Origin of the sequence: Streptomyces sp. NBC_01314 (assembly GCF_041435215.1) — a bacterium.
Lineage (GTDB): Bacteria > Actinomycetota > Actinomycetes > Streptomycetales > Streptomycetaceae > Streptomyces.
Genome location: NZ_CP108394.1, coordinates 6,529,084 through 6,545,949 on the forward strand (window position 1 = coordinate 6,529,084; position 16,866 = coordinate 6,545,949).

A 16,866-nucleotide genomic window follows, 5' to 3' on the forward strand; every position below is an offset into this window, starting at 1 on the left:
CGCCACATCACAGCGGGCGGAGTCCGGCACCCGGCACGCGGCAGCGCTGCGCGCCCGGTACCGGACTGCGAGGGCCACCGGCCCGGTCCAGTGCCGCTGAGCCCGCCCCGATGTGGCAACCCGTCACGCCCTGCGAAGCGGGCAGCAGTGACCCGGCACATCGTGTACCAGGGAGAGCACAGAGACCATGATCGAACAAGTCATCAACGAGGGCCCTGAGCAGGATCGAAGCAAGCACCGGACGGCCGCACCACCGAGCCGATCCAGCAGTCTTGCCCACCGAGCCCTCGCCAGGCCCCGAACCACTGTCCTCCTGGCCGCGCTCGTGCTGGCGCTGGTCGCCGCGCTCGTCGGCCCGATGGGGATGGTGCAGACCGCACAGGCCGCCCAAGCCCCTCCCAGGTTCCGTATCGGAACCGACCACGGCTACGAGTACGTGAACTTCATCAACACCATCCGCGCACGCATCAACGACGGTGGCCGCACCGTGGTGGACGGTGCCGGGAACTCCTTCCAGGTGAACCACACCAACACCACCCTGCTTCCCGGCCCGAGCTATCCCAGCAACCGCAACGCCCACGACGCGTACTTGCAGGTGGACATCCAGATGTGGGGCAGCTCGAACTTCGTGCGCCTGCAGTTGCAGCGGGCAGACCTGTACGTCATCGGCTGGTGGGACCGCGAAAACGTCTACCACTACCTGGGCAACCGCACGGTCCCGCAGGCCGAGCGTGAGCGGGAGGAAAACGGCAACATGCGCAACGCCGACAGTGTCCGCCGTGCCCCGTTCGAAGAGAACTACGTCAGCATGGAGACCAGGGCCAATGAGCGCCGCGCGAACATGGCGATCAGCCGCGACAGCATCAGTTCTGCTGCCTGGTATCTCTTCGATGCCAACAACGATCAGAACATGGCGCGGGGAGTGCTGAGGATGACTCAGTTCATTTCGGAACCCGCCCGGCTGCGTCCCCTGCGGGACAACATCGCCGCCGTCATAGGCGCGGACGCCGTCCACTTCATACCTCCGCAGTTGGCAGCGCAGGAGAACAACTGGGCCAAGCTGAGCGGTCGCTTCAACTGGCTTCTCGGCTTTCCCCAGGGCCACCGCGACCCGCAGCCCCTCACTGCCTACCGACGGGGCACCTTCGGTGACGCCGTGGCGATCGTCCTCTTCACGGCGGCCCAGTACGCGCAGTATGTCCTCGCGACTTCCAAGGGTCGCAACTGACTTTCCCCGCTCCGGCTCCGGCGTAAGGCGCTTCCTCAAGGCGCTTGCGCGGGAGCCGAGGCCGACAGACCTCGACTGCCGTCCTGTCCGGGCACGGCACAGGCGGCTGTCCAACGGCACTTCCATCCCTGTCCTCTGCGGGCCCGTGCGGGCGGCGTGAACGCCGAGCACCGAGGCCGTCGACGTGGACAGCTACGTAAAGCTCTGAAAGGTAAGACGATGCGAAGAAGGAATTCGAGCAGCGCGGTGAGCACCGCCCCTGGGCCGACCCCGGCACGACGGCGGATCTCCGCCGGTCTCCTCGCCGCCCTCTCCCTGGTGGCGGTCGCCGGTGCGGCGCTGACGACCGCCGCACCCGCGCAGGCCGAGATCTCCAACGGGCTGATATTGCGGTACAAGCTGGACGAGACCTCCGGCACGGTCGCCCATGACTCCTCGGGCAACGGCCGCGACGGAACGGTCAACGGCACCGCCGACTGGAAGGGCGCGGAGGGGTTGGACTTCAACGGCTCCAACACCTACGTCAAGATGCCCGACAACGTCATGGCCGGGCTCAACTCGATCACTGTCGCGTTCGACGTGTGGATCGACCCGACCATGGGTAAGCCGTACTTCCTGTACGGGCTCGGCAACACCAGCGGCACCAGCGGCAACGGCTACCTGTTCACCACCGGGAACACCTTCCGGACGTCGGTCTCGATGACCGACTACACCGCCAAGCAGGACATCCAGCCGTCGGGCAGCCCTTACCAGCTCGACCGCGGCATGTGGAAGCACGTGACGTACACCCAGACCGGCGACACCGGCATCATGTACGAGAACGGCGTGGAGAAGGCCCGCAACACCGACGTCACAATCACCCCCGGCGCGATCGGCGGCGGGACGACGACCGCGAACTACCTCGGCCGGTCGCTGTACGCCGACGACAAGTACTTCGACGGCCGGATGCGGGACTTCCGCGTCTACAACCGGGCGCTGTCCTCCTCCGAAGTACAGACCACAGCCACCGAAACCGAGGAGGAGTGGGAGCAGGTGCAGGCCCTGGCCTCCGCCAACGGCGCGCTCGATGTGTTCCAGGACCCCCAGATCGGCCCCGTCATCATCTTCCCCTCCGACTACACCGGCGACATCGACAACCTGCAGGCCCCCACCAACTGGACCGACAAGTACGGACAGACCCCCACCTCCTGGCCCACCCCGACAACCGAGCTGAGCCCGCAGTTCACGGTCGGCCAGATCGCCACCGTCGAGGACGCGGTCGCCACCCAGGTGCAGCCGCAGGACGGCAGCACCAACTACCGGCTCAACATCGTCTACGACGGGATGCGCGACCGGGTGGTGGCGCGCACCGACGCTCCGGCATCCGTCACCGACTCACTGGTCACCCAGTACCCGGACCGGCTGGTGATCGAGAGCGACGCCGCGGCGCCGGGCAAGTGCGCGCCGCACCAGACCACGATGGCCGGCTCGCTGGCCACCGACGCGGTGCCGGCGAGCGGTGTCGACGATGTCACGACGCAACTGCAGTGGCAGCAGGTCCAGGCCCTGGCCGACTACAACTGTGCGCTCACCGCGTTCGACGACCCGAGCGTCGGCCCGGTGATCACCTTCCCCAAGGACTACACCGGCGACGTCAACGACCTGCAGAAGCCGCCCGGCTGGACCAACCAGTACGGGCAGGTCCCGGCCAGCTGGCCCACCCCCACCACCGCCAAGAGCCCCCAGTTCACGCTCACCCAGATCCAGAACATCCAGACCGCGGCCGTCAACCAGATCGCGGGCGCAGGCGACGACACCACCAACTACGGTGTGGAGGTCCACTACGACGGGATGAGCGACCGGGTCGTGGTCGAGACCGACGCCCCCTCGTCGGTCACGGCCTCGCTGCTGACCGCCTACCCGAACCAGGTCGTGATCAGGTCGGCATCGACACCGACCTTCACCGACTAGTGAACCGCGCCGAAAAACGCGAGTCCGGGTCCCGCTGGGCTCAGGTCCCCTGAGTCCGGGCCCACGCCCGCTCGAAGAGCACCGGTACCGGCACCATCGGCACAACCGCCGTATGGCCGTGGCCCGGTGCTCCTTCGCGTGTGGCAGAGCAGCCGGGACTCGCTCATCGTCAGTGCGCGCCTCTACGGGCTCACGGGGAGGGTCTGTTCCGACCAGATGGTCTTTCCCTCGGTGGTTTGCCGGGTGCCCCAGGTGGCTGTGAGCTGGGCGACCAGGAGGAGGCCGCGGCCGCCTTCGTCGAAGGTGCGGGCGCGGCGCATGTGGGGGGCGGTGCCGCTGGCGTCGGAGACTTCGCAGATGAGGTTCCGGTCGTGGATCAGACGTAGCCGTATGGGTGGGGCGCCGTACCGGATGGCGTTGGTGACGAGTTCGCTGACGACCAGTTCGGTGACGAAGCAGGCGTCGTCCAGTCCCCAGGCCTCCAGCTGAGCGATGGCCCCCTTGCGGGCCTGGGCGACGGCGGCCGGGTCCGCAGGTATTTCCCAGGTGGCCACACAGTCGCTGTCCAGTGCTTTGGTGCGGGCGAGGAGCAGGGCGACATCATCGGAGGGACGGTCGGGAAGAAGGGCGACCAGAACAGCGGCGCACAGGTTGTCCAGGGATGAGGACGGCTGCGCCAGAGCCTGACAGAGGAGGGAAGTGCTGACGTCGATGTCCTGCTTGCGGGACTCGATCAGCCCGTCGGAGTAGAGGGCGAGGAGGCTGCCCTCGGGCAGTTCGATGTCGGTCGATTCGAAGGGGAGCCCGCCCAGTCCCAGTGGGGGGCCGATCGGGAGGTCGAGCAGGGTCGCGGTGCCGTCGGGGGTGACCAGGACGGGTGCCGGGTGTCCGGCGAGGGCGATCGTGCAGTGGCGGGACACCGGGTCGTACACGGCGTACAGACAGGTCGCGCCGACATCCCCGGTGGTCTCCGCCCCTGGGTCCGGCTGTGGGGCGTCTTTCTCCGCGGTGGACAGGCGGGCGACGACGTCGTCGAGGTGGGTGAGCAGTTCGTCGGGGGGCAGGTCGATGTCGGCGAGGGTGAGCACGGCGGTACGCAGTCGGCCCATGGTGGCGGAGGCGTGGATGCCGTGGCCGACGACATCGCCCACGACCAGTGCGACTCTGGCGCCGGACAGCGGGATGATGTCGAACCAGTCTCCGCCCACCCCGGCCCGGGCGCCGGCCGGCAGATAGCGGGAGGCGACCTCCACGGCGGCCTGCGCCGGCAGGCCCTGAGGCAGCAGGCTGCGCTGCAGGGCGACCGCGGTGGCGCGTTGGCGGGTGTAGCGGCGGGCGTTGTCGATGCAGACGGCCGCTCTGGCGGCCAGCTCCTCGGCCAGCAGCAGGTCGTCCTCGCGGAACACCTCGGGGTGCTGGTGGCGGATGAAGACGACGACGCCCAGGGTCGCGCCGCGGGCGGTCAGGGGCACCGTCATCACCGAGTGCATGCCGAAGTCGCGGACCCGGGCGGCCCGGCCCCGATCACGTGTCGTCCATTCGGTGATCGCGGGGTCGCTCGCCTCGTGCAGGAGGGCGCGTCCCGACCGGAGGCTCTCGACCGGCGGGGAGCCCTCCGGGTAGCTGTCCACCTGGCCCGGGGCGACGACCGCCTCGGGGGTTCCCGGGTTCACGGACCGGTGCGCGACACGCATCAGGAGGACGGGGCCGGGCGGCGTGCCCGTTCCCGGCGGCGGTTCATATGTGCCGTCGAGGGAGGGGAGCAGGTCGACGCTGACGAAGTCGGCGAATTCCGGGACGGCCACGTCGGCCAGTTCCTGAGCCGTCCGTGTCACGTCCAGGGTGCTGCCGATACGCCTACTGGCCTCCGCGAGCAGCATGAGCCGCTTTCGGGCCCAGTGCTGCTCGGACATGTCGTGCATGGCCACACCTACACCCTGGACGCGACCGCCTTCGTCCTTGAGCGGGGTGAGGACAACGGACCATGCATGCTCGCGGCCCTCGCTGGGGGTACTCCCGAAGATCTCCAGGGTCTGCGGCTCACCTGTCTCCAGTGCCCGCAGCATGGACCGCTCCATCCTGTCCATCGACGGATGGTCCGCGATCTCCGAAGCCCGCAGCCCGCGCACGTCGTCATCAGTGAGGGCCACGTCACGGTGGGTGGCCTTGTTGGCCAGGCGCATGCGCAACCCGGTGTCGTACACCGCCATGTGGCAGCCTGCGACTTGCTCATGGTCCCAGATCATGAGTGTGCTGTCGTCGGGCCGGGGTCGCAGCCCTCTAAGCGCGGAAACCAGGAACCATTCGCGCTGCCCGTCGGCCAGCGCTCTTCTGTGTGCCAGGACCTTGGCCTCCAGGCGGTGGCCGTCGCGGTGCCGGAGGGCGATCCGCCCGTTCCACCTGGGCAGCTGTGTGAGGGAGCGCAGCACCGGTTCGTTGATCTCCTCGGCCAGCAGACCAGCCGCGGGTTGTCCCACGATCTGCGTGGGCGAGTACCCCAGCAATCTCTCGGCCCCCGCATTCCACCCGGTCACGAGGCCGTGTCCGTCGACGGTGACGTTTGCACTGAGCGTCTCGTCGACGACGTAGGCGGACGCCCCTGGCACCTCGTCGGTGGCCATGCGGCCCTCCCTCGCTGCTCAGCTCGCTCGCGCGGAGATCATCGCCGTTTTCCGGCACGTGACTCGGGACTGGCGCGGCATATTTCTCTATTATCCCGCTTGTGTGGTCAGGCGACCGGGGCAGCCGTCAGCGGCGGTGAGGTGGTAGCGGTTGAGCAGGTGGGCCATGGTCGCCCGTTCTCCGCGACCGCCGCCCCCCACATGCGAGACTGGCACGCATGACGACCGGCGTGGAGGGCTCGCGGATCCCCAGGAGGGGCAAGGGCTCCGGTCGACTGCCGACGATGCAGGACATCGCCGCCCATCTCGGTGTGTCTCGTCAGCTTGTCTCGCTGGTGATGAGAGGTGTACCGGGGCCGAGCGCGGAGTCGAGGGAGCGGATCCTCGCCGCCGCGGGTGAGCTCGGGTACCGGCCGAACGCCTCCGCGCGCCTGCTGCGACAGAATCGCACCCGTCTGATCGGGATGATGTTCGAGATGCGCAACCCCTTCCAGGTGCGCTTCGTGGAGAGACTCTTCGTTCGGGCGGCGGAGAAGGGATTCGGGTTGGTGCTCGGCCCCTTGACGGTCGAGAGGTCCACGGATGCCGTCGTCGCCGAGCTGATGGAGGAGCGCGTCGAAGCCCTGGTCGCGTTCAACCCCGACCCAGGATCGGCCGCGCTCGCCGAGGCGTGCGATCTCGTTCCTGTCGTCTGGCTGGGCGACTGGGTGCAGACGCCCGAGGTCGACAACGTCCACGTCGACGAGGTCGAGGGGCTTCGTCTCGCGATCGAGCACATGGTCGGCCTGGGGCACCGTGACATCGTCTACGTCGGCGGGCTCGGCGGGCGCGTGGGGCGGGACCGTGCCGACGCCTATCGCGCCGCGATGGCCACGTTCGGGTTGTCCGATCAGGCCGAGGTGCTGTCCAGCGACTTCTGGGAAGAGGGCGGCGCCGTGGCCGCGAGGGAGATCGTCGCGCGTACTCGGCGCCCGACGGCCGTGGTGTGCTGCGGGGATCAGTGCGCGGCGGGCGTGATGGCGGTGTTCGCACGGTCGGGGATCCGGGTACCTGAGGACGTCTCCGTCGTCGGATTCGACGACAGCTACCTCTCGTCGTTGTCGTATCACCGGTTGACGTCGGTGCGGCAGGACGTCGAGGCAACGGTCGAGGCGACGTTGGGATCGGTACTCGAGCGGCTTGACGGAGACGACGGCCCGCGCCGTGCCGTCGCCACGGCGACGACACTCGTGGTGCGCGAGTCGACGGGGTCGGCGCAGACCGGGGCGTGACGGGTTCCTGCTGTCCCGCCCCGGTTCCGTAGGCCGCGAGAGCTCAACGCACCCCACGGATGGGGATGATGACGGCGGCGCCGATCAGGGCGACGATGCCCGCACACCAGAGCAGCGCCGGGTAGTTGTCTCCGCCGCCGAGGCCGAGGAGGAGAGCGCCGAGCGCGGGCGCGAAGGACTGCGGCAGCGAGTTGGCGATGTTCAGGACGCCGAGGTCCTTGCCCGGCTTCCCCGGATCGGGCAGCACATCGATCACGAGAGCGTTGTCGACCGCGGTGTACACGCCGTAGGCCAGGCCCATGACGATCTCGGCGATGTAGAAGTGGGCCACGGTGTCGGCGTAGACCAGCACGACGAGCCCGATACCGAAGAGCAGCGTCGAACCGGCGACGAAGATCTTGCGGCGGGCGAGCCTGTCGGACAGCCAGCCGGACAGGGCGGCGCTCGCCATCAGGGCGACGGTGTAGAGGAGCACGCCGGTCGCGACGGCTGAGACCGCCCGCTCCTCAGTGAGCCCGAGGTGGTCCTGCATGTAGAAGAGCCGGAAGGTTGTGAACAGGAACATCGCGAGGACGATCATGAACCGCGACGCCCAGGCCAGACCGAAGTCCGGGTGCTTCACGGGATTGGTCCAGAACGCGCGGACGATGGCCATCACGGAGAAGGACTCCATGGGGGTCTCCGGGATGCGGTCGGGGGTGACCAGCACGTAGACGACCACGCAGGCGACACCGACGACACCGGGCACGATGAACAGCAGCGGCAGGTTCGCGACGAGGAGCGCGGCCGCGTAGATGCCCGCCAGGATCGCGATGTTCTGCGCGAGGCCGAGGACGCTGGATGCCCGTCCGCGCTGCGACTCGGGCACGTTGTCGGCGAAGCTGGCTATGAGCGCGGCGAACGCCGCGTTGGACGCGAGCTGACACAGCAGCCACGACAGCGTCAGTGTCAGCACGTTCGTCGAGAGGGCCACCGCGGCGAGGCCGACGAGCAGGAACACGATGCCACCCAGCAGCCAGGGCCGCCGTCGCCCCCATCGCGTCCGGGTCCGGTCGCTGAGTGCCCCGAACAGGGGATTGCCGAGGATCGCGCCGATGGAGCCGATCGGCAGCGCCACCGCGACGACGGACGCCGGATCGCCGGGGTTCAGCTCCTGGGCCTTGAGCTGCATGCTCACGATGACGGGCGCAAGGATCGCCACGAAGATCCCGAACTGGGCGATTCCGATCGCGGCGATGTACCAGTTGCTGACGGACCGGATGGGGATCTGGTTCGTGACGGGGGGTGCGGGAGTTCTCGTCGCCATCGACGCCTCCTTGAGTCGTATGCCGAACGCCCGGCGGAGCGCTCACCGATGAGGCGATTTAGCTCGTGCTAACCTGGCGTTTGGCCGACTTTAGCTCGTGCCAAATGGTTTGCCTATAGCGACGTCGAGGAGCGTGACATGCTGCCGTCCCGTCTGCCGGAGCCCCACCTCTATCTGCCTGGCACCGGAGAGCCTTCGCTTCGCTGGGGCATCGTCGGCCCCGGCTGGATCGCCGGCGAGTTCGCGAAGGCCGTGCGCAACCACACCGCTCAACAGATCGTGGCGGTCGCCTCCCGCTCCCTCGACCGCGCGTCGGCGTTCGCCGCCACCCACGGCATCGGCGTCGCCCTGGGATCCACGGAACAGCTCGTGACCCATCCCGATGTCGACGTCGTCTACGTCGCGACCCCGCAGAGCGAGCACCTCGCCGTCGGCCTGGCGGCGATCGCGGCAGGCAAGCATGTGCTGATCGAGAAGCCCTTCACCGTGAGCGCGGCCGAGGCGAAGACCCTCGCCGATGCGGCGCGGGCCGCCGGGGTGCTGGTGATGGAGGCGATGTGGAGCCGCTATCTGCCGCAGACATCGGTCATCCGCCAGCTTCTCGCCGACGGCGCGCTCGGGGAGATCCGTACCGTCTTCGCCGATCACGGACAGGCGATCACGGCGGACCCTGAGCACCGCCTCTACCGACCCGAACTCGGTGGCGGGGCGCTGCTGGACCTGGGCATCTATCCGGTGCAGTTCGCCTCGATGGTGCTCGGGGCCCCCACCCGGGTGACCGCCGTCGGCGGCATGACCAAGACGGGCGTCGACGCCCACTCGACCCTGGTACTCACCCACGAACGCGACGCGCAGTCGACGCTCCACACCTCGATCCTGGCCCGCACGCCGATGACCGCCGTGATCGCCGGAAGTGAGGCGACGCTCAGCATCGACGGCATTTTCTACGCGCCGACCTCCTTCACCCTCTCCCCAGCAGGCGATCCCTTCGGCCAGGAGCTCACCTGGAGCGACCCGACGGGCCTCAAGCTGTTCGACGGGCTCTCGTGGGAGGCCACGGCACTGGCGCGCTTCGTCGGCGAGGGCCGCACCGAGTCACCCGTCCACACGCTCGACGAGACCATCTCGATCCTCGCCACCATCGACGAGGCGCGAGCCCAGATCGCCGCGTCCTGACCTGCGCACCCGGAGGAGGGACTCCATGACGGATCTCATCACCACACTGGAAGGTCAGGAGAAGGAGCTGGTCTTCGAGTCGTTCGACCACGCTGATGCCTGGCGACTGGGCTCGCGCATCACCGCGATCGCGAAGGAGGCCGGCCATGCGGTCGGCATCGACATCCGGCGGCCCGGCCTGATCCTGTTCCGCGCCGCCCTGCCAGGCATCACGCCCGATCAGGACACGTGGATCACCCGGAAAGCCGCAGTCGTGCTGCGCATGGAGGCCAGCAGCGCGCTGGTGGACGCCAGGCTGTCCGCAGCGGGGGTCGACCCCGCTGCGATCGGATGGCTGGGCGCGGAGTACGCGGTCACGGGAGGCTCGTTCCCCATCCGAGTCAGGGATGTCGGTGTCGTCGCGGCCGTCACCGCATCCGGTCTGTCCTCGCAGGAGGATCACGACCTCATCGTCGAAGGCATTCGCGCCCACCTGGCCCACGGAGGCAGCGCATGAGCGAGCAGGTTCCTGCACGACGGCTGCGGAGCGGTCAGCGTGCGCGCATCCGGGTCTGGGACCGTGCGACAGGGGCAGCCCGCACCGTGTACGAGTCGCACGACCGCCTGTACGAGGCACCCAACTGGACACCCGACGGGCGCCTGCTCGTCAACGGCGACGGACTTCTGTGGACCCTCCCCACCGACGGATCGGCAGCGCCCCGGGCGGTGCCGGCCCAGGGGCTGCCCGACGTCAACAACGACCACGTCCTGTCTCCCGACGGCACCACGGTGTTCGCCTCGGCGAACGACTGGCACATCTGGGAGGTGCCTCTCGCCGGCGGCGCCGCCCGCAGGATCACCGCCGACGACGGCGGGATGCACTTCCTGCACGGCGCCAGCCCCGACGGACACCGCCTCGGATACGTACGTCTGGAACCCGAAGGCGACAACTGGTGGGCTTCGGCCACCATCCACACCATCGGCGTCGACGGGCGCGACGACGTCGCCGTCACCACCGATCCCGGACCGGCGGACGGCTGCGAGTGGACGCCCGACGGAGCCTGGATCCACTTCAACACCGAGCAGTTCTCCCAGCAGCCCGGCCACGCCCAGCTCGCCCGCGTCAGGCCCGACGGGACCGAGCTGGAGCAGCTCACCTTCGACGAGCGCGTGAACTGGTTCCCGCACATCGCCCCGACCGGCGACGTCGCCGTCTACCTCAGCTACCCGCCCGGCACCACCGGCCACCCCGCCGACCTGCCCGTCGAGCTGCGCCTCGTGTCGGTCGACGCCTGGCAGAAACCCACCACGCTCGTCGCCCTCGACGGCGGCCAGGGCACGATCAACGTGCCCAGCTGGTCCCCGGACGCGTCGGCGTTCGCGTTCGTCGACTACCCCTTCGACCCACAGAACACCTCCGGCGGCCAGTGATCAAGAAAGGGACTCCGACCCCATGACCTCCCCGCCCCTCACGCGCCGTACGGCGATCAATCCGCTGCCCTGGATCCTGAGCGACGGCGGATACCGACTCGACCGGGCCGTCCTGGACGAAGCCATGACCGCGCTGTCCGCCATCGGCTTCACGCACTTCACCATCGAGCTGCCCCCGGAGATGAGCCCCGCCGACTACGGCACGCTCCTGGCCGACCACTCGCTCGCGGCGGCGCCCGGGTACTTCTGCGCCCCTTTCCACGAACGCGAGCGTCACCACGAGGCCGTCGAAGCGATCAAACGTCACGCACAGGCGCACCTCGAGCTCGGCGTCGACAGCGCGTTCATCGCCGCCGACCTGCTGCCCGAGCGCATGGCACGACCCGCCGTCGGTACGGGACACGACGCGGACCGGACGCTGGTGGTGGCGGAAGGCCTCGCCGCCGCGGCCGAAGCGGCCGCCGCAGAGGGGGTGCGCTACGGGCTGCACCCCCATGTCGGTTCCGCCGTCGAGATCGAGCAAGAGGTGCGCGCGGTGCTGGATTCCACCGCGGGCAGCGCGCTGTGGTTCGGCCCCGACACCGGCCATTTGCGCTGGGCCGGCGCCGTACCCGAAAAGCTCGTCGCGGACTACGCGGACCGCGTGCTGAACGTCCACCTGAAGGACGTCGACGCCGAGGCGGCGGACACCGCACGGCAGCGCCGCGAGGACTACATGACGGCGACCGGCCACTTGAAGGTGTGGATGGAGCCCGGCCGCGGCGCGATCGACTTCGACGCCGTCCTGGGCGCGCTCCCGGATGGCTTCGACGGCTGGTTCGTCATCGAGGTGGACGTGCCGAACATCGGCACCCCCGCGGAGAGCAGCGCCGCGTCGTTGGAATTCCTGCGGCAGCACCCCTACTTCATGGCCACGACGGGAGGCGCTGAGTGAGCGCGCGGCCCGGGTCGCTCCGGGTGGCGATCATCGGGACCGGCATGATCGCGGAGGCGCATCTGCGCGCGGCCCGGGACGCCGGTGCCGCGGTCGTCGGCGTGCTGGGCTCCCTCCCCGAGCGGTCCCTGGAGGCCGCGGAGCGGTGGGGTGTCGCTACCGGTTACCCGAGTCTGCCCGAGCTGCTGGAGGCACGGCCGGACGTCGTGCACATCTGCACGCCCAACAACACCCACATCGGCTACGCGCACGCCGTGGTCAAGGCCGGGCTCCACATGGTCGTCGAGAAGCCGATCGCCACCAGCCTGACCGAGGCGCGCGAGCTGGCGGCCGCCGTCCACGACGCCGGAACGGTCGCGACGGTGCCGTACGTGTACCGCTATCACCCCCTGGTGCGGGAGATCCGCAGCCGCCGAGAGGCGGGTGACCTGGGCGAACTGCTGCTCGTCCACGGTTCCTACCTTCAGGACTGGCTCGTTTCCCCCGACGCGTCGACCTGGCGGGTCGACCCCCGAACCGGCGGCGCCTCGCGCGCGTTCGCGGACATCGGATCGCACTGGGCGGATCTGGCCGAGTTCGTCTCCGGTGAGCGGTTCACCGCCGTGACCGCCAGCACGTCCATCGCCTATCCCACGCGCCCCGTCGCCTCCGGCCCCTCCTTCGGCGGCGGCGCGCACGGCGAGCGCGTGCCCGTCGAGACCGAGGACATCGCGGTCGCGACGTTCCGCACCGAACGGGGTGCGCTCGCGAACTCCGTGATCTCGCAGGTCTCCGCCGGCCGCAAGAACCGGCTGTGGCTGGAGCTCGACGGTACGCTCGGATCGGCCGTGTTCGACCAGGAGCAGCCCGAGTCCGTCTGGTTCGGAACCGAGCGTGGTGCGACAGTCGTCCGTCGTGGCGAAGGCGAGGTCGCAGGCGACCAGGGACGACTCAACCGCGTGCCACCCGGCCACCCCCAGGGCTGGCCCGACGCGTTCGCGGCGTTCTGCGCCGACACCTACGCTGCCGTCAAGGGCGAACGGCGCACCGGACTTCCCACAGTCGACGACGGCCTGCGATCCATTGAGATCATCGACGCACTTTTGCACAGCGCCGCCACCGGCGACTGGACCGAGATCGGTGCCGCTGACACAGTGCTCACCGCCGAAACGGAGAAGTCGTGACAGAGCAGTCCCGTCACCCGGTCACCCTCTTCACCGGCCAGTGGGCCGACATGCCCTTCGAGGAGCTGGCACGCCGCGCCGCCGAGTGGGGTTACGACGGCCTGGAGATCGCCGCGAGCGGTGACCACCTGGATCTCGCCCGCGCCGACGAGGACGACGCCTACGTGCAGTCCCGGCTCGACATCCTCGACCGCCACGGGCTGAAGGTGTGGGCCATCTCCAACCACCTGACCGGCCAGGCCGTGTGCGACGACCCCATCGACTTCCGCCACCAGGCGATCCTGCGCGACCACGTATGGGGCGACGGCGACGCCGAGGGCGTACGGCAGCGCGCCGCCGAGGACATGAAGCGGGCCGCCCGCGTGGCCCGCAAGCTCGGTGTCGACGTCGTCGTCGGCTTCACCGGATCGTCGATCTGGCCCTACGTCGCCATGTTCCCGCCCGTGCCCGGCGAGGTCATCGACCGCGGTTACGAGGACTTCGCGAACCGGTGGAACCCCATCCTCGACGTCTTCGACGCCGAGGGCGTGCGCTTCGCCCACGAGGTGCACCCCAGCGAGATCGCGTACGACTACTGGACCAGCGTGCGCACCCTCGACGCCATCGACCGCCGCGCGGCCTTCGGGTTCAACTGGGACCCCTCGCACATGGCCTGGCAGGGCATCGACGTGGTGTCGTTCATCACCGACTTCTCCGACCGCATCTACCACGTGGACTGCAAGGACACCCGCATCCGCAAAGCCAGCGGCCGCCAGGGCATCCTCGGCTCCCATCTGCCGTGGGGCGACCCGCGCCGCGGCTGGGACTTCGTCTCGACCGGACACGGCGACATCCCCTGGGAGGACGCCTTCCGGGCGCTCGCGTCGATCGGCTACGACGGCCCCATCTCCATCGAGTGGGAAGACGCCGGCATGGACCGCCTGCACGGCGCGGCCGAGGCCGTGCGCTACATCCGCTCCCTGCTGTGGAAGCTCCCCACGACGTCCTTCGACGCCGCCTTCAGCCACCAGTAGGAGGCGGGGCCCACTGGCTGCGGGTCGCGGCATCGCGGACTGCTGCGGTCGCGATCGTCGGACCCGTAGGTTCACCTCCTTTCCCCCAGAGTGCTGCCTGGCCTGGCCGTCCCAGCCAGCCTGTACGGTTGCGGTGCCCATGGTTGAGGAGGTCTGCCCGAACCACCCGACGGAGCGGTCCGTGACAAAAGCGGTCGCAGTCAGGCTCGGGATCGACGCGGTCGCGACGAGGCCGCCTTCGGCTGGGGCTGGCTGTGCGAGCTGTTCCAGGACCACGGCACGGAAGACGGGCGCGTCACACGCGTCGACCGCAGCCATACCGCAGCGTTCGTGCGGGAGTTGAGGACCCGACTGAGTCACGGTGGGGCAAAACCTACTTGCCGCCACGGGTAAGTCTCTCTGTACGCCGTGCGGTGTCTGCTGCTGCCCTGGTCGGTCACCCGGTCTTCGGCAGCACCTCGCTGATCTTCGGGGACTTCCGGCACCACGGCGCCAGGATCTTGGAGGAGAGCCGCTGACGTTCACCCGTCGTCTCGTCGACCCGCTTGTCGTTCTCGCGCGGGGCGGCCACCTCGACCGGCCCGGCAGCCGTGGTCACGGTCCGCGGGCCGGTGCCGGCCGTTGCGGACCACCAGTCGGCGACCGGCCTCGTCACGCTGCCCGGCGAGCTCGGCTATGGACTGGTCCGCCTCCGCCTCCAGAGCGGCGGCCAGCACCGCCGAGCACCCTCGCGGACGATCTCGTCGATCAGGGAACCGGCCTCGGTGGTGCCGTCTTCGTTGACTACGCTGAGCACGGGCGTGCCTTCCCGACCCGCGTTCGCAGCGCGGGCCTACTCGGTGACTTGACGATCACTCACTCGGGAAGGTAAGCCCTTCGCGCGCCATCCAGAGGAACTGATCCACAAGTCCTGAGCATTGCTCCCGAGCCGCCCCAGCGCACGCTGTGCACCCGGCCGATGGTGCCCCACGCCTGCGGCCTGAGACGCTTGTACGCCAGAGTGTGTGGGTTCTCGGTCGTGGAGATCTCGGCAATCCCCGTAGCAGACAAGGAGGCCATGCACGTCCAACGACGCGTCTCCGCGCTACTCACGCCCGCAGTTGGCCCGCACCATCGGTCGCTGCCTCCGTCTTGTCGGCTTCACCTCCGTCGGGCGGCAGGGGCGTCGCCAGGGTCATCTGCGCGGAGATGGCCGTGCTGTTGATAGGGCATTTCGTCTGGGTGTCGCTCCAGTCGGATACGCCGCCAGGCCGTGTCGAAGGAGAGATTGCCCCGACTGGCCCGTGCCCGCCGCCATGCACGCCAACTCGTCCAGGGCGAGAGCAGCAACCGCCACACTGACGTGCTCACCGGACCACCGCGCCCGCGAACCCCGGGCGGATGCCCGGCACCTGCGGTCGACGACCGGAGTCACGGTCGGGCTCGGCCTGTTTCCCGCGTCGGCGCGGACCGTCCGCCGTAAATGCGCGGTGTTCGGCAAACGATGCTGGAAACATGGCGGGGAGAAAACGCAGTGCCGCCCCTCCTGGCGGACGTCGTTCTCACCCCTACGCGCACGTCGAGGTCTGTGCGCCCGGAGAACATGGGTACGTCGATGACAGCGGAAGTCGGCTCGGTGGACCTGCACATGGCCACACCCTCGGTCTACCTCGACCAGTGGGTATGGATTCGCCTAGCCCGGGCGGCGAATGGAACTCCGCAGGACGCATCCGACACCGACGTCCTCGCCGCGGTGCGCGACGCGAGCGCCGCCGGCGTCGCGTTCCCCCTCTCGACCACCCACTACATCGAGACCAGCAAGATCGCGGACCCGCGCCAGCGGGCAGACCTCGCGCAGATCATGGCGCCGATCTCACACTGCCGCACGCTGCGGTCACCGGACGTTCTTCTGCGTCATCAGATGCTCCACGCCATGCACCTGAGCTTCGGCCGACCGGCGTTCCGGCCGCGGCCCCCGCAGGTACTCGGTATCGGCGCGATGTGGGCCTTCACTGGCGAGCGCGCCCCGCTGAGTCTCTACGGCCCGGCCGGCAAGGTGGACGCCGCATCGATTCCGGGGATGCAGACGTGGCTCCGTAAGATCAATCAGTTCGCCGAGTTCCATCTGCTGGCCGGGCCTAAGGACGAGGAGATCGAAGACCTGCGGCGCCACGGATACCGGCCCGAAACGACACGTGAGGCCTTCGGTAGCAGGCTTGAGTGGGAAGAGATCTATGTCGGACTGCTCGCGGATGATCCGGTCAGCCGGCAGGAACTCCGGATACGGGTCCAAGCACGTGAGATCCTCCACGAGCACTTTGAGCTGCTTCGGGAGCTGCTCGCGGAATACCGCATCGACCTCCACCGGGAGATCGGTCTCGATCCCACCCGGCCCGGATCAGGGCGCCCCCGCATGATCGCTTTCGCCGACCAGATGCCATCGGTGCGTATCGCCGTGGATCTGAAAGCGCAGCTCTTCCGCAACCACACCAAGGCGTGGACGGTGAACGCCCTCCACGATATCGACGCCTTGAGCATGGCGGTGCCCTACTGCCATGTCGTTGTCCCGGACCGCGAAATGGCGGACCTGCTGTCGCGGTCCAGGGCGGGCCAGCGGAACGGGACCCGTGTCCTCAGCCGACTGCGGGACCTGCCCGGCGAACTGACTGCCCTCCGGGATCAGGTACCACCAGCCGCCGACGCGATCGGCAGCGACTGGGTCGGCCCCGGCGAAGGGTTCTGCACCGACGGGGAGGAGCTGCGCGCCACTGCCCCTGGCCATCCGGCCGCCTGATCAACGCCTGAGGATTCGCGG

Annotated in this window: 12 protein-coding genes and 1 pseudogene; 10 read left to right on the top strand and 3 right to left on the bottom strand. The window is 69.0% G+C overall.

Features of this window, described 5'->3' with window-relative positions; all coding sequences use genetic code 11:
* The first annotated feature begins 325 nt into the window (after positions 1–325).
* Both OG622_RS28965 and OG622_RS28970 read left to right on the top strand, forming a co-directional pair.
* Positions 326–1,228: a ribosome-inactivating family protein gene (locus OG622_RS28965; RefSeq protein ID WP_371579552.1), complete on the top strand. Its 903-nt coding sequence runs from the start codon at positions 326–328 to the stop codon at positions 1,226–1,228.
* A 246-nt stretch (positions 1,229–1,474) separates the two neighbouring features.
* Positions 1,475–3,178, top strand: a complete 1,704-nt coding sequence (locus OG622_RS28970) for a LamG domain-containing protein (RefSeq protein WP_371579553.1) — start codon at positions 1,475–1,477, stop codon at positions 3,176–3,178.
* Between the two features lie 182 nt (positions 3,179–3,360).
* Here OG622_RS28970 and OG622_RS28975 read toward each other — a convergent pair whose 3' ends face one another.
* On the bottom strand, positions 3,361–5,799 hold the full coding sequence (locus tag OG622_RS28975) for a SpoIIE family protein phosphatase (protein ID WP_371579554.1): 2,439 nt from the start codon (positions 5,797–5,799) through the stop codon (positions 3,361–3,363).
* 218 nt (positions 5,800–6,017) lie between these two features.
* On the opposite strand from OG622_RS28975, the gene OG622_RS28980 reads away from it, so the two are divergent.
* Complete coding sequence (locus OG622_RS28980; protein WP_371579555.1) at positions 6,018–7,070, top strand: LacI family DNA-binding transcriptional regulator; 1,053 nt, start codon at positions 6,018–6,020, stop codon at positions 7,068–7,070.
* Positions 7,071–7,113: 43 nt separating this feature from the next.
* Here OG622_RS28980 and OG622_RS28985 read toward each other — a convergent pair whose 3' ends face one another.
* Positions 7,114–8,376 (bottom strand): MFS transporter, encoded by a 1,263-nt coding sequence (locus OG622_RS28985; protein WP_371579556.1) that lies wholly within the window; start codon positions 8,374–8,376, stop codon positions 7,114–7,116.
* Positions 8,377–8,514: 138 nt separating this feature from the next.
* Between OG622_RS28985 and OG622_RS28990 the strand changes: the two genes are divergently transcribed.
* Genes OG622_RS28990 through OG622_RS29015 form a run of 6 tightly spaced genes read left to right on the top strand, consistent with a single transcriptional unit; the run spans position 8,515 to position 14,072 of the window.
* A complete protein-coding gene (locus OG622_RS28990; RefSeq protein ID WP_371579557.1) occupies positions 8,515–9,552 on the top strand; it encodes a Gfo/Idh/MocA family protein in 1,038 nt (345 codons plus the stop codon).
* A 25-nt stretch (positions 9,553–9,577) separates the two neighbouring features.
* Complete coding sequence (locus OG622_RS28995) at positions 9,578–10,048, top strand: heme-degrading domain-containing protein (RefSeq protein ID WP_371579558.1); 471 nt, start codon at positions 9,578–9,580, stop codon at positions 10,046–10,048.
* Positions 10,045–10,962, top strand: coding sequence for a TolB family protein (locus OG622_RS29000; RefSeq protein ID WP_371579559.1), 918 nt, complete (start codon positions 10,045–10,047; stop codon positions 10,960–10,962). The genes OG622_RS28995 and OG622_RS29000 overlap by 4 nt, the downstream gene beginning before the upstream one ends.
* 22 nt (positions 10,963–10,984) lie before the next feature.
* Positions 10,985–11,896 carry a sugar phosphate isomerase/epimerase family protein gene (locus OG622_RS29005; RefSeq protein ID WP_371579560.1) on the top strand — a complete coding sequence of 304 codons (912 nt, stop codon included), beginning with the start codon at positions 10,985–10,987 and terminating at the stop codon, positions 11,894–11,896.
* Positions 11,893–13,059: a Gfo/Idh/MocA family protein gene (locus OG622_RS29010; protein WP_371579561.1), complete on the top strand. Its 1,167-nt coding sequence runs from the start codon at positions 11,893–11,895 to the stop codon at positions 13,057–13,059. Before OG622_RS29005 ends, OG622_RS29010 begins: the two co-directional genes overlap by 4 nt.
* A 50-nt stretch (positions 13,060–13,109) precedes the next feature.
* Positions 13,110–14,072, top strand: a complete 963-nt coding sequence (locus tag OG622_RS29015) for a sugar phosphate isomerase/epimerase family protein (RefSeq protein ID WP_371584252.1) — start codon at positions 13,110–13,112, stop codon at positions 14,070–14,072.
* A gap of 448 nt (positions 14,073–14,520) precedes the next feature.
* Here the strand turns inward: OG622_RS29015 and OG622_RS29020 are convergent.
* Positions 14,521–14,868 (bottom strand): annotated as a pseudogene (locus tag OG622_RS29020) (transposase); the annotation flags it as partial.
* A gap of 798 nt (positions 14,869–15,666) precedes the next feature.
* Between OG622_RS29020 and OG622_RS29025 the strand changes: the two are divergent.
* Positions 15,667–16,845 (top strand): hypothetical protein, encoded by a 1,179-nt coding sequence (locus OG622_RS29025; RefSeq protein WP_371579562.1) that lies wholly within the window; start codon positions 15,667–15,669, stop codon positions 16,843–16,845.
* Positions 16,846–16,866: the final 21 nt, after the last annotated feature.